The organism is Proteus sp. CA142267, from assembly GCF_003336825.1.
Classification (GTDB): Bacteria; Pseudomonadota; Gammaproteobacteria; order Enterobacterales; family Enterobacteriaceae; genus Proteus; species Proteus terrae.
In genome coordinates this window covers 35,170-48,814 of record NZ_QPMG01000013.1, presented here as the reverse complement: position 1 = coordinate 48,814, position 13,645 = coordinate 35,170, and the positions used below count along the sequence as shown (strand labels likewise).

General features: G+C 38.5%; 14 protein-coding genes and 1 tRNA gene. 5 read left to right on the top strand and 10 right to left on the bottom strand.

The window, feature by feature from the left end:
- The first annotated feature begins 160 nt into the window (after nt 1–160).
- Nucleotides 161–982: a DNA-binding transcriptional regulator KdgR gene (gene kdgR, locus C0T34_RS16845; protein ID WP_098941587.1), complete on the top strand. Its 822-nt coding sequence runs from the start codon at nt 161–163 to the stop codon at nt 980–982.
- 74 nt (nt 983–1,056) lie between these two features.
- Here kdgR and C0T34_RS16840 read toward each other — a convergent pair whose 3' ends face one another.
- The 7 genes from C0T34_RS16840 to C0T34_RS16810 form a co-directional block, all read right to left on the bottom strand.
- Nucleotides 1,057–1,569 carry a YgjV family protein gene (locus C0T34_RS16840; RefSeq protein WP_098941586.1) on the bottom strand — a complete coding sequence of 171 codons (513 nt, stop codon included), beginning with the start codon at nt 1,567–1,569 and terminating at the stop codon, nt 1,057–1,059.
- A 69-nt stretch (nt 1,570–1,638) separates the two neighbouring features.
- On the bottom strand, nt 1,639–2,400 hold the full coding sequence (kduD, locus tag C0T34_RS16835) for a 2-dehydro-3-deoxy-D-gluconate 5-dehydrogenase KduD (protein WP_098941585.1): 762 nt from the start codon (nt 2,398–2,400) through the stop codon (nt 1,639–1,641).
- 83 nt (nt 2,401–2,483) lie between these two features.
- Nucleotides 2,484–3,320 carry a 5-dehydro-4-deoxy-D-glucuronate isomerase gene (kduI, locus tag C0T34_RS16830; RefSeq protein WP_098941584.1) on the bottom strand — a complete coding sequence of 279 codons (837 nt, stop codon included), beginning with the start codon at nt 3,318–3,320 and terminating at the stop codon, nt 2,484–2,486.
- A 229-nt stretch (nt 3,321–3,549) separates the two neighbouring features.
- Nucleotides 3,550–4,920, bottom strand: coding sequence for an adenylosuccinate lyase family protein (locus C0T34_RS16825; protein ID WP_098941583.1), 1,371 nt, complete (start codon nt 4,918–4,920; stop codon nt 3,550–3,552).
- An 11-nt stretch (nt 4,921–4,931) separates the two neighbouring features.
- Nucleotides 4,932–6,488 carry a PTS transporter subunit EIIC gene (locus tag C0T34_RS16820; protein ID WP_098941582.1) on the bottom strand — a complete coding sequence of 519 codons (1,557 nt, stop codon included), beginning with the start codon at nt 6,486–6,488 and terminating at the stop codon, nt 4,932–4,934.
- Between the two features lie 335 nt (nt 6,489–6,823).
- Entirely contained in the window at nt 6,824–7,564 is a 741-nt protein-coding gene (locus tag C0T34_RS16815) for a MurR/RpiR family transcriptional regulator (RefSeq protein ID WP_098941581.1), read from the bottom strand.
- 197 nt (nt 7,565–7,761) lie between these two features.
- Nucleotides 7,762–8,007, bottom strand: a complete 246-nt coding sequence (locus C0T34_RS16810) for a DUF2543 family protein (protein WP_098944033.1) — start codon at nt 8,005–8,007, stop codon at nt 7,762–7,764.
- A gap of 124 nt (nt 8,008–8,131) precedes the next feature.
- Here C0T34_RS16810 and C0T34_RS16805 point away from each other — a divergent pair, with 124 nt between their 5' ends.
- Entirely contained in the window at nt 8,132–8,848 is a 717-nt protein-coding gene (locus tag C0T34_RS16805) for an RluA family pseudouridine synthase (RefSeq protein WP_109850522.1), read from the top strand.
- Nucleotides 8,849–8,858: 10 nt separating this feature from the next.
- Here C0T34_RS16805 and C0T34_RS16800 read toward each other — a convergent pair whose 3' ends face one another.
- Both C0T34_RS16800 and C0T34_RS16795 read right to left on the bottom strand, forming a co-directional pair.
- Complete coding sequence (locus C0T34_RS16800; RefSeq protein ID WP_109850521.1) at nt 8,859–9,341, bottom strand: cold shock domain-containing protein; 483 nt, start codon at nt 9,339–9,341, stop codon at nt 8,859–8,861.
- A 101-nt stretch (nt 9,342–9,442) separates the two neighbouring features.
- A complete protein-coding gene (locus tag C0T34_RS16795; RefSeq protein WP_109850520.1) occupies nt 9,443–9,976 on the bottom strand; it encodes a DUF2058 domain-containing protein in 534 nt (177 codons plus the stop codon).
- Between the two features lie 186 nt (nt 9,977–10,162).
- On the opposite strand from C0T34_RS16795, the gene yajD reads away from it, so the two are divergent.
- Together yajD and C0T34_RS16785 are read left to right on the top strand one after the other, a co-directional pair.
- Nucleotides 10,163–10,510 (top strand): HNH nuclease YajD, encoded by a 348-nt coding sequence (yajD, locus tag C0T34_RS16790; protein ID WP_006534437.1) that lies wholly within the window; start codon nt 10,163–10,165, stop codon nt 10,508–10,510.
- Between the two features lie 105 nt (nt 10,511–10,615).
- Nucleotides 10,616–10,978, top strand: a complete 363-nt coding sequence (locus C0T34_RS16785; protein WP_098941578.1) for a YibL family ribosome-associated protein — start codon at nt 10,616–10,618, stop codon at nt 10,976–10,978.
- A 289-nt stretch (nt 10,979–11,267) separates the two neighbouring features.
- Here C0T34_RS16785 and C0T34_RS16780 read toward each other — a convergent pair.
- Nucleotides 11,268–11,362, bottom strand: a tRNA-Sec gene (locus tag C0T34_RS16780).
- Between the two features lie 240 nt (nt 11,363–11,602).
- Here C0T34_RS16780 and prlC point away from each other — a divergent pair.
- Nucleotides 11,603–13,645 (top strand): oligopeptidase A, encoded by a 2,043-nt coding sequence (prlC, locus tag C0T34_RS16775; protein WP_109850519.1) that lies wholly within the window; start codon nt 11,603–11,605, stop codon nt 13,643–13,645.

The window sequence follows — 13,645 nt, the reverse complement described above, 5'->3', positions numbered from 1 at the left end:
AAATATCAAATTTAGATATTTTTTGTTTAAAAATATTGTGATTAGCAACACGTTACATGATGAAAAATCATTAATCTTATTGAATCATCATCGCTAATCGCTATAATTTTTGTGGTATTTCAAATATAATGAAACAACAAATCATTTTTTAGGACTCACAATGTCTGAAATAGAAAACACTCCTGATTCAGTTTCCTCTGTACTCAAAGTATTCGCTATATTACAAGCACTTGGCGAGGAAAAAGTGATTGGTGTGACAGAGTTATCCTTACGGATCATGATGTCTAAAAGCACCGTCTATCGTTTTTTACAAACGATGAAAACGTTAGGATATGTTTCCCAAGAAGGTGAAACAGATAAGTATTCTCTTAACTTAAAATTGTTTGAGTTAGGCGCAAAAGCACTTGAAAACCAAGACCTAATAAAGCTTGCCGATGAGCAGATGTATCGCCTTGGAAAACTAACCAAAGAAACGCTTCACCTCGGTACATTAGACGAAGACAGCATTGTTTATCTGCATAAAATAGACTCTGAATATAATTTACAAATGTATTCTCGCATTGGTCGCCGCCGTCCGCTTTATAGCACTGGACTAGGTAAAATTATGCTGGCTTGGCTACCAGAAACGGAAATTCGCGCTATTTTGGCTAATGTGACTTTTGAACCTTTTACAAAATACACACTGAAAGATATCGATGCTTTACTTGTTGAATTAGAACAAGTTCGCAAACAAGGTTACGCAGAAGATAAAGAAGAAATGGAACATGGCTTGCGCTGTTTTGCTGTGCCTATTTATAGTCGCATGGGCAGAATTATTGCAGGACTCTCTTTATCTCTACCTTTAATTCGTTTCCAAGAAGAGAGTAAAGTTGCGTTAATCGCGCGATTACATGAAGCGGCAGCCAATATTTCTGCTGGATTAGGTTTCCACGACTACCCTTTTAGCTACACAGACACCAATGTCTTGGCTGAGAATATTTAAAAATAGAACCTAACTCTTTGTTTATACTAAAAATCCATTAATAATGTATTAATGGATTTTTTTATTTCTCTTTGTCACAACGAACCCTGTAATTTCGCCTTATAGAGCTTAAAAATAGTTCGACTATTCACCACCAAGAAAAGGCTTTCTTGTATTATCCCACCAATTGAACCCGCCCAAATATTATGCGTTAACCAACATAGCGTACTGGTTAACATACACAACCTAAGCACAATGCCGTTAAAGCGAAATAGTGCATAGGTTGTTAATGTTGTCGCAAATAACGTTAAGATCTGTATTGGATGTATAATTTGGGGGATCACTAAAAACCATGCTAATACAATAAAGATCAACATGATCCCAATATTACGCGAATAACCCGATATCCAATTTCGGATTGCACAAAGTAAACAGTTAATGGCTCCTACTGTTGAGCCTATCAAAAAGAAATGGATAGACATCAAAAGGCCATTTAGCGTGAGCTGGAATCTAAGTTTGCTATCTTGTCGTTGCATAAAGGCGGTTGCACCAATAAGGCAACCCAGAACACCAATACCTTGGGCAAACCAATAATTTTCAAAAAACATGCAACCCCCCCCTTATTCCCAGCTCAACGAAAAAAGGCGCCTTTGGGCGCCTTCTTCAACAATAGCGTATTAACGCGCTAACCAACCACCATCGACTGCGATGGTATAGCCATTAACATAATCAGAAGCCGAAGATGCTAAGAAAACAACAGGCCCCATCATGTCACTTGGAACACCCCAACGCTCAGCCGGAATACGCTCTAAAATAGCCGCATTACGCTCTTCATCAGCACGTAAAGCCGCAGTGTTATTTGTTGCCATATAGCCCGGAGCGATGGCATTAACGTTAATGCCTTTACTTGCCCATTCGTTTGCTAACAAACGGGTTACGCCCATAACACCACTTTTAGATGCAGTATAAGACGGCACACGTATGCCACCTTGGAATGAAAGCATTGATGCGATATTAATAATTTTACCGCCAGTGCCTTGAGCGATAAATCTTCTAGCCACTGCTTGAGACATGAAAAAGAGGCTTTTAATATTGAGATCCATAACATCATCCCAATCTTTTTCTGTAAAATTAATTGCATCTTCTCGACGAATGATACCGGCATTGTTGACTAAAATATCAACATGTCCGAAATGAGCGACAGCTTTATCCACCAGCCCTGGCAACTCATTTGTTTTACTCACATCAGCTTGCAAACTTAAAAAACGACGACCAAGCGCTTCTACTTCGGCGATAGTCTCTGTCGGTTCAACAAGGTTGATCCCCACAATATCGCAACCCGCTTGAGCAAGTCCTAATGCCATACCTTGGCCTAAACCTGTATTACAGCCAGTTACAATGGCGACTTTACCTTTCAGATCGAATGCATTCAGGATCATACTATTACCTCGAATATAGGAAATATGTACCACCAATTCATATAATTGGTGGCGGCTTTATTATGAGTAATACATTTATCTGATTAGCGCAGATCGCGAACCGCAATGTGGTCCATATCGCTAAAGACCTGATTCTCACCCACCATACCCCAAATAAAGGTATAAGCTTGTGTTCCAACACCTGCGTGAATAGACCAACTTGGTGAAATAATGGCTTGTTCGTTATGAACTAATAAATGGCGAGTTTCATCTGGTTTACCCATCATATGGAATACCGCAGCATCTTCTTTCATATTGAAATAGAAATAGACTTCCATACGGCGTTCATGTGTATGACAAGGCATGGTATTCCAAAGGCTTCCTTCCTCTAGCTGAGTCATACCCATTACTAATTGGCAGGTCGGTAATACGTTAGGAACTAAATACTTATAAATAGTACGACGATTACTGGTGCTTGCATCCCCTAATGTTTCAGGAGAAGCCTGATCTTGTGTGATTTTACGTGTTGGGTAAGTAGTGTGTGCAGGTGCGCTGTTATAATAGAATTTGGCAGGATGTGCAGGATCAACACTCTTAAAACTCACTTCACGAGCGCCTTTTCCCACATAAAGAGCTTCTGCTTTACCCACTTCATAGTTTGTGTCATCAACCGTAATCACACCTGCGCCACCAATATTAATAAGGCCTAATTCACGGCGCTCTAGAAAATAGGTGACACCAAAAGACTTACCTAACTCATTAGAAAAAGTGAGTGTAGAGTCTACTGGCATAATTCCGCCAAATACAATTCGGTCGATATGGCTATAAGTCATCGTCAGTTTATTAGGGCTAAAAACTTCTTCTATCAGAAACTCGCGGCGCAGGCCTTCTGTATCTAGTTGTTTGGCATGGTCGCTATGAATGCTTTGACGAGTTTGCATAATGAACCTCAATTCCTAGCCTTGATAGGCATTAATGATAATGTGTGAAAATGCATCACTTTAATAGGGACACGATATCAATAAAAAACACAACCATCAATAAAAAAATAAAACATTGTTTTATTTTTTTGAGGATATCGTTCTTTTTATAAAAAAAGAGCCACTCAAATGAGTGGCTCTTGACTTAACTGATAATGATTTTTTATAGATACTTGATGGTTTTTACTATTTATTTATAACTTTGTTTAATTTCTTGAGAAATCGCTAATCCACGTTTTGCTTCTTTCTCAGCAAGTTCAACGGATAAACCGATATAAGAACGAGGATCAAGCATTTCCTTAATTTCATCAGCATTAAAGGCCGCCGTAATGGTTTCATTCTTCATCAGGTTAGTATAAAAATCTTCACCATCTGCAGCCGTTTTAATGGCCTCTTCATATAACAGTGAATGCGCTTTATCTTTACCTAATTTTTCTGCCATTTTCATCATAACGTATTCGGTATTATCTAATCCTTTATTTCTCATCACGTTATGTAGCATTCTCTCTTCATGAGGAACGATGGTTCTTGAAAGCTCTTCCGTTCTTAATAAAATTTCTGTTGTTAATTCTAATGCTTCTTCAATTAAGCCATCGAATAACATATAAGAACTGCTGTCACCTTCATAAGGTCTTACCGCAGAGTACATTCCCACATTAGGTAATGAGTACAGTTTCTGTGAGTTAGCAATAATACCTTTCGCTAATTTTGGATTAATTTTATGAGGCATCGTGCTACTACCCACAGTACCTTTTGTAAATCCTTCAGAAACCTCAGCAATTTCTTCTAATGTAGTGCTATAAACTTCTTCACCAATTTTATGACAGATATTTGCCATCAGTGCCAAGTTCATCATGTACTCTAATTTATGCGTACTTAGGTTACGTGATGGTACTTCCATTGCCCGCATACCCACTAATTCAGCAACACGTTTTTGTACTTTCATCCCAACTTCAGGCATTGAGTTAAAAGCACCTACTGCGCCACCCATCATAATGGTGAATACACGTTTCTCACTCTCTTTCATGCGCTGGTAGCAATCAATAAAATCACTGATCCACACTGAAACTTTATACCCATAAGTGATAGGAATAGCATGACGACCGTGTGTTCTACCAGCCATTACCATATGTTTTGTTTTTTCAGCGAGATTTGATAAGTTTTCAATAATTTCGCTCAACAATAACATGAACTTATTGTGTACGGTTTTCATCATATACAGCTGTGAACTTTGCTGTATGTTTTGCGTGGTAATGCCATAGTGCACGTATTTACCGCTCTCTTCAGAGCACGCATTTACCAGCACTTTTAAGAAAGGCACAAAGCCATGACCGATTTTTTGATAAATACGGTTCATCTCTTCGAAATCGATATTCTCAATAATCGCCTTTTCTTTAATTTCATCAGCAGCAGACTGTGGAATAAAACCGTGTTCAGCTTGTGCTTGCGCTAACATTGCTTCAAACATCAACCAAGTTGAATATTTAGCTTCATTGGACAGCAGATTTTTAATACCGCGATCGTCGATTGTTTTACTTTTAGAATCGTATAACGCTCTCATCATGTATCCTTTTATTTCTTCATTGCTTCATCAACAGCATTGCGAACAAATTCGACTTTAGGGCCATAAACGACATGGACATGGTTTGCTGCCGGAAAGAAGAATGCTGTACATCCAGACTCCAACATTAATTCTTTATCTATTTGATTAACTTCATTAATGTCGATACGTAATCGTGTAATACAGTTATCAACATTACGAATATTTTGTTTGCCACCTAACGCTTGGATTAAAATCTCTGCAATTTCGCCATAACGTTTTTCTTTGATTAACGTATTTTTCATATTGCTTGATTCTTCTCTACCTGGTGTTTTGATATCAAACTTGACGATAGCCCAGTAGAAAATGAAATAGGTCACCACAGCAAGCGCACTACCAATCAGCACTAAGAAGATCCAGTTAGTGTGTTCGTACAGTAAACCAAAGATGGTGAAGTCAAAGACTGTGCCTCGGATATAACCGATCGCAACACCTGCAAAAGAGAGCAGAACTGCACCAATACCCACGATAATCGCGTAAATTAAATAAAGTAACGGTGCGATAAAGACGAAGGTAAATTCAAGCGGTTCGGTAACATTACCTAACATTGCAGTTAAGACCATCGTCACCAGCATTGATTTAACTTCAGCACGGTTCTCTTTTTTCGAGGTTTTATAAATCGCTAATGCAATTGCTGGGAACAGGAATAGCGTAACCAACATTTGTTGCTGAGCCATAAAACGCGTTAGGCTTGGCATCATTGCCCAATATTCACTACTTGGCCCTTGGTTAAATAACACTTCTGTCATTGCTGGAACAACGCCCACATAGGTTTGTCCATCAATCACATAAGAACCACCAGCTTCGGTAAATCTAAACAGAACATTCCAGACGTGATGTAAACCGAATGGAATAAATAGACGTTCACCGCCCGCAGTAAAGAAAGGCCCGACAGGACTTAAGAAGACTACCGAGAGCTTAGTTAAGCCCATCACTAATACTTCCCAAATAAATGGCAGTAATGCACCTACGCAGATCATCAATCCGACCATAATAATGGCGACAGATTTTTTCCCTGAGAAGAAGGCAAATGCCGTCGGTAATTCAAGGTTATAGAATTTATCCGTTGCCCATGCGGCGATTAATCCTGTGATAATCCCCCCTGCGGCACTGATATTCATGGTTTGTATACCAAGCACCTTGATTTGCCCCACCTGCGTCATAATCGCAGGATCAGCAAGCTTTCCTGTCAATACCAACCAGATATTGATAGTACTTATCAAGGTCAAATAGCCGACAACGGAGGCAAAGACCGCTATCCCCTTATCTTTGTGGCTCATACCGTATGCCACACCCATTGCAAATAAGAGTGGAATATTATCAAACACCACGCCGGCAATAGTACGGATACTAACTAATAGAGCATTGACTGTTTCATTTCCTAGAAAAGGAAAGCGTGCAATCATATAAGACTGAACTAAAGCACCACTGATCCCTAAGATCATACCAATAGGTGCCAATACACCGATAGGTAGAAGTAGGGTTCTACCAAAGCGCTGAATAGACTCGCTGAACTTTTTCCTGGCCATATTTTTTTCCTTATGACTTCTCGAATATAAAAGAATTACCGAGGTACTCTATCTTAGGGATTATAGGAAATGAATGACGCGCTGGTTTTAAATATTATCTCAGGTCACACTTTATGACTTAGGTCTTTTTATTAAAAAATTGATTTAATAAAGAACAATGAATAAAACTTTTTATTCTATTAAATAATATTTATTTTAGGGCTTAGAAGTAAGATTGAAAAGAAAGGCTATTTTAGAATAAACGATGATTAATCTAACGGAATATATTAATACTCTTCACGCTTTAATCATTAAAAAGGGTATTTAGTAAATCATATAGGCGCTGTTATCTCTTTTTAAAGTAGATTTTCCAGCTCATTAATCAGTAAATCCACCAGCATAAAAAAGCCTATACGCGATTTGGTATCATCTTTTTTAGTATCATGATTATCAGCAAAACAAAATAGAGCATGAGTTGCATAAGTGGTTAATTCATTAGTATTAAATGCTGTCATGCTAATGATGTTGGCATCTTTTAACTGCACAATTTTTGCTGTCTCAATGATTTTCTTGGTACCACCAGAAAGCGAGATAAAGATAACCGTATCGTCTTCATTAACAAGGCGTGTAAAGGAATCAGATAAGTTGTAATCATTAATAAAAAAGCAATGTAGACCTAATGCAAACAATAGATGCTCAAGGTAATACCCTACCGCTTTGCTCGTACCTCTTGCGACAATAAAAATATTTCTAGAATGGCGTAAAGTCTTCGCGCACTCCTGAATTTGTTCTTCATTAATTAAGGTAAATGTTTTATGAATATTTTTTTCTAATTGTTTTTTATAAGACGCCGCATTAGTTTTTTCGACTTTATTTCTCGTCAAAATATAATTATTAATTTGGAATTTAAGCTCTTTAAATCCACTAAATCCTAATTTTTGCGATAAATTAATGATAACCGTTTTTGATACAAAGGTTTTGGCAACTAAATCATTAATATTTAAATACGGAATATCCGCAATATTATCGGTGAGATATTTTAATACTTTCTTTTCGCTGATAGTTAAATTGTCATAATTTTTTAAAAAATCCAGCATATCTCACCCAATAAATTAATCTAAAACATCTTATGAAAACAGCACACATCAAAAAAGCAGTTCTGTTCTTTTTGCGAGTTTATGTGAAATAAAGTGCATAACGAGTATACGTTAAATCATACAGTTATGTAGGATCAGAGTGATATTTTGTGAATTAGGATAATATTGAGCCCATTTTTTAATGAGCTCAATACGTGTTATTCGTTACCCCAGCGATTAAGAAACATAGCGATATCATCAATGCGCTTTTTATCAATACCCGCTTCTTTTGCCATCTCTTGCTGCGCGTTCTCACTAATTTCTTCGTTATTCATTAATCGGGTGAGTAGCAGCTGGAAGTAGAGGGCAAGCGCATCTTCTTCTGCTTCAGCAACAGGCTCTATCGACTCCATCGCATACTCTTCGACCATATCATAATATTTAAAGTGGATTTCATTGTTCATAAGTTGTCCCCAAGGATTAACGTTTATACTCGCCATATTCGAATTACTAAGAGTATATCTCTACATTCGCCTCTTAACCTAAAATTCGCTATCATCCACTTCCTTCTTTTTTGTGGATAAGCTGATGTCTATGATTATCGATACTTTTATTGCCCCACCTTGCCATGATGAAATCGAGATCCTTTATCAAGACGAGCACTTAGTCCTTATCAACAAACCGACAGGATTATTGAGCTTATCCGGAAAAAATCCACAAAATATAGACTCGGTACATTATCGATTAGTGAAGCTATTTTCGGGATGTACTCTTGTTCATCGGCTTGATTTTGGCACATCTGGATTGATGGTTGTGGCACGCAATAAAGCAGTCAACGCCCTTTTGTGTCAGCAATTTAGCCAACGCAGTGTAACCAAAGTATACAATGCACTATTGTGTGGGCATTTGAATGATAATGAAGGAATAATCGATGCACCGATTGCAAAAGATCCGGCTCTGTTCCCGCGCATGTCAATTTGTCCGATTAATGGCAAGCCTGCACGCTCTCGTTATCACGTTATTGAGCGTTTTTATCATACGTTAGAAGATGGAACGTTATTGCCTTTAACGCGGGTACAATTTGTGCCTGAAACTGGAAGGACACATCAACTTCGTATTCACAGCCAGTTTATAGGGCATCCTATTTTAGGTTGTGATTTATATGGTGGGTGCGATAGAGTCTTAATTGAAGGAATGGAAGGAACTGAACGGACTCCGCGACTGATGCTTCACGCAAGTGAACTTCATTTTGTTCACCCCATTAGCCAAGCACCAATAAAAGCGCATTGCGAAAGCCCGTTTTAAATGTCGATATTTACAACTTAAGTGCTTTTACTGTTTCATCGATATCAATTTCATCTTCAGTAAAAATTATCTCGGTTCCGTGCATTGTGGTGATCGCAAGCTTTCTTAACGTGCGCATATTATTAGAGTCATCCGCTGATTTTGGTCTAATGCTATTCATTAAAGTACCGACAGAAAGTACGGTGTTTTCTTTATTGATATGCGTATCTGCGGACACATCTTCACTAAAAATTCGAAATGATTTAATGGATGCCAGTTTAATTCGTTCACCAGCAATATAAACATATTTGCTATCTGGGATCACTTTCACCGCGTAAGCCGACAGGCCTTTGGTATTGGTGGTTGGTTCAAACGTGACATTTGCATCTGTTTTTATCAAAGCAGGGTTGGCAACTTTAATCACATGAAAATAACGGTTATCCCCGTTTTCATCTTTAATAAATCCAAAACCTTTATCTTCAAACCACTTTGTGATTATTCCGTTCATTGCCATTATCGCCTACTTAATCGTTTATCTACAAAAATTTCCAGATGCAGTATAAAGCACAATGCTTATACAGACTATGCCTTTGAGCTAATAAGCTACTTTGCTGATTACCACATCAAATCATCTGGGATTTTAAAATCAGCATAAGGATCGTCTTCATCTTGTTCTGTCTCGCTAAGTGCGTTATTTAACAAGATACAGTCCACATCTCTTTGTGTAATTTTATCCGCAACACTGGCTGGTATAATTACGTATTCCGTTTTATCTGCATTATCTAGACGAGCAATCGCGAGACGTCCACTAATCAATTGAGATTGTGTCAGTTTATCCACCACGATATTTTTAATCACATTATTGTCAGTGAAGTTAAAATCAATATCACCTTTTTCTGGCGTAATTCTATTCATCTCAATAAGTTGCTTAACTTGCGCTTTATATTCTTTAGATAATGTTGCTTGTTTTTGTTGCTCACTAAGCAATTTATCGCGCTCAAGTTGAGCTTTTTTATTTTCTTCTACGGCTTCTCTCGCTTCTCGTGCCTGAATGCGTGATTTTTTTGCTGTTCTTTGGACTTTTGCCATTTTTTTACTGGTCACAAGCCCTGCTTTTAACATTTGCTCTTGTAAAGTAAGTTTTGCCATTTTTATGCCTAAATCTGCTAAATAATTTTTGAAATTATACCTGTAATTTCTAAGAGTGCATCAGATTGTAAGATTGGTGGTTTGTTGAGAGAAATTGGTCTTGTGAGATTTGAACCTATCCGTACATTCAGAGTATATTGGAAAAAACTATCGTCAAACTTTCTCTGATAACAGGTAATACTAACAATGGCTCTTATCCCTAAAAACTATGCACGGTTAGAAAGTGGCTACCGTGAAAAAGCACTGAAAATCTACCCATGGGTATGTGGACGTTGTGCGCGTGAATTTGTCTACTCGAACTTACGTGAACTCACCGTTCATCATATTGATCACGACCATACCAATAACCCAGAGGATGGCAGTAACTGGGAGTTATTGTGTCTGTTTTGCCATGATCATGAACACTCTAAATACACAGAAGCAGACCAATACGGCACAACTGTTGTTGCCGGTGAAGATGCACAAGATGATGTCGGTGCAGCCACTTATAATCCTTTTGCTGATTTAAAGTCGATGCTTAATAAGAAAAAATAGTGAAGATATTGTCTGCTTTGGTGCAACCAATCGGCTCCCTTTTCACGCTCTTACACAGAATAGTGTATACTTACCAACCATAAATTTGTTCATGGTTAATTAATAATGAAAGAAAACGAAAAAGCAAAAATCAAACTCCTCAGCGACCGTTTAGACTTTATTCGTCACAAGATGGCAAGCCTCTCGTTATCAGACGAAGCAGAAAAATATGCAGGGTTTGAGAAAGAAAAAACAGAACTGGAAACTGAAATCGCTCGTCTGAAAGCAGTACGTAACAATAAACTCAGTAAAGAAGCACAGAAATTAGAGGATATGCCATTCAAACGCCTCATCACTAAGAAAGAACAAGCTGATATTGGTAAGCTGAAGAAAGCCGTACGAGGATTGATAATTGTCCATCCAATGACAGCATTAGGGCGCGAAATGGAGCTAGTGGGTATGACCGGTTTTTCTAAGACTGATTTCTAGTGAGAAAATAACCTCAACTAAAACCTGTCATGATCGACTAATACTGAAAGGTTCTTAATACACTTTTTGTTGTTATGAACCGTCAGTTATCCGCAGTTTTCTTACTACTCCCACCAACACCTTGTTACACTTCGCAGTCATTGAGAGATTGTAATTCAGTATATTACAGCTAAGCTGATTACCTTCTAATCGAACTATCCGGAATTTCCGGATGGTTGTGTTTTGGGCAATTTTCCTCTCAGAGAAAGCATTGATTAGAGGCTTTATTGGAAAGTGATAAAACAAGAAGTGGCGGAAGATCACAGGAGTCGAACCTGCCAAGGACCGCTGGCGGCCCCATCTGGATTTGAAGTCCAGCCGCCCCACCGGGGACGATGATCTTCCATTTTTGAATGGGTCAAAATGAAATAACGGGATGATTATACGCTGAATTATTTTTAATCCCAAGTGCATCAAATCAATAAAACCCCTTTCAAATAAAATAATCCCGTTTTTGAGTAAAACCACCGATAATTACCGCGATACTATTGAACTTATACAGTTTCATCCTCATCTTACTATCTATAACGAATAAACTCAGTGGTGTGTTTTACGTCACTGCAAACCAAAATACAGGATGTTTTTATGTCAAATCCATTACTTAGCACAACGGGATTACCTGCATTTTCCCTTATCAAACCAGAACATGTTGTTCCTGCACTAAAAGAAGTTTTAACCACGTATCGTGAAACAGTTGAAAAATTACTGGCTGATAATACTCAGTTTAACTGGGATAACCTTTGCCAACCATTAGCAGAAGCAGGCGATAAACTTTCTCGTGTTTGGTCCCCTGTTAGCCATTTAAATTCTGTTAAAAACTGTGCTGAACTACGTGAAGCGTATGAACAGAGTTTACCGTTGCTATCTGAATTCAGTACATGGATGGGACAGCACGAAGGCTTATATCAAGCTTATAAATCAATTAAAGAAAGTGCTGATTTTAATGCATTAACTCAACCACAGAAAAAAGCGGTTGAAAATGCATTACGTGACTTTGAATTATCAGGCATCGGTTTAGCAAAAGAGAAACAACAGCGTTTTGGTGAAATCAGTGCGCGTATGTCTGAATTAGGTGCTAAATACGGTAATAATGTATTAGATGCCACAATGGGTTGGTCTAAACTAATTACTGATGTAGAAGACTTATCAGGTATGCCTCAAAGCGCTATTGATGCAGCAAAAGCTATCGCACAATCTAAAGAGCAAGATGGTTATCTGTTAACACTTGATATGCCAAGCTACCTTCCTGTAATGACTTATGCGGATAATCGTGAACTTAGAAAAGAGATGAGCATCGCTTATAGCACGCGTGCCTCCGATCAAGGTCCAAATGCAGGTCAGTGGGATAATAGCGAAATTATTGCCGAGATCCTCGCACTACGCCACGAACTGGCTCAACTGCTTGGTTTTAAAAATTATGCTGAAAAGTCACTTGCTACTAAAATGGCTGAGTCTCCAGAGCAAGTCCTTAGCTTTTTAACTGACTTAGCACAACGAGCTCATCCGCAAGGTGAAGAAGAGTTAGCTGAACTCACTCAATTTGCAAAAGAACACTATGGTGTTGATAAATTAGAGTCATGGGATCTGGCTTACTACAGCGAAAAGCAAAAACAACACCTGTTCTCAATCGATGATGAGCAACTACGTCCTTACTTCCCAGAACAACGTGCTTTAAGTGGCTTATTTGAAGTGGTTCATCGTATCTATGGTTTAACAGCCAAAGAACGTAACGATATCGACACTTGGCATGATGATGTTCGTTTCTTTGAGCTTTATGATGAAAGCAACACCTTACGTGGTAGCTTCTATCTTGATTTATATGCACGCGAACACAAACGTGGCGGTGCTTGGATGGATGATTGCATAGGAAGAATGCGTCATGCAGATGGCAAGCTACAAAACCCTGTTGCTTATCTCACTTGTAACTTCAATAAGCCAGTAGGTGATAAACCTGCACTGTTTACTCATAATGAAGTCACCACACTGTTCCATGAGTTTGGTCATGGCTTACATCACATGTTAACGCAAATTGATACCGCTGATGTTGCAGGTATTAATGGCGTTCCTTGGGATGCCGTTGAATTACCAAGCCAATTTATGGAAAACTGGTGCTGGGAGCCAGAAGCTTTAGCCTTTATTTCTGGTCATTATGAAACTGGCGAACCATTACCGCAGGCAATGCTTGATAATATGCTTAAAGCAAAAAATTATCAGTCAGCAATGTTTGTATTACGCCAATTAGAATTTGGTCTGTTTGATTTCCGTTTACATGCTGAATATGATCCCGCTAAGGGCGCTCGTCTGATGGAAACCTTAACCAGTGTGAAAGAGCAAGTTTCTGTTGTTCCTTCAACACCATGGGCTCGGTTCCCTCATGCCTTTAGCCATATCTTTGCCGGTGGCTATGCTGCAGGTTATTACAGCTATCTATGGGCGGATGTCCTGGCGGCTGATGCATTCTCTCGCTTCTCTGAAGAAGGCATTTTTAACCGAGAAACGGGTCAATCATTCCTTGATAATATCTTAACTCGTGGTGGTTCAGAAGAGCCTATGGAACTGTTCAAACGCTTCCGTGGTCGTGAGCCAAAACTTGATGCTATGCTTAAAGGCTACGGCATTAAAGGATGA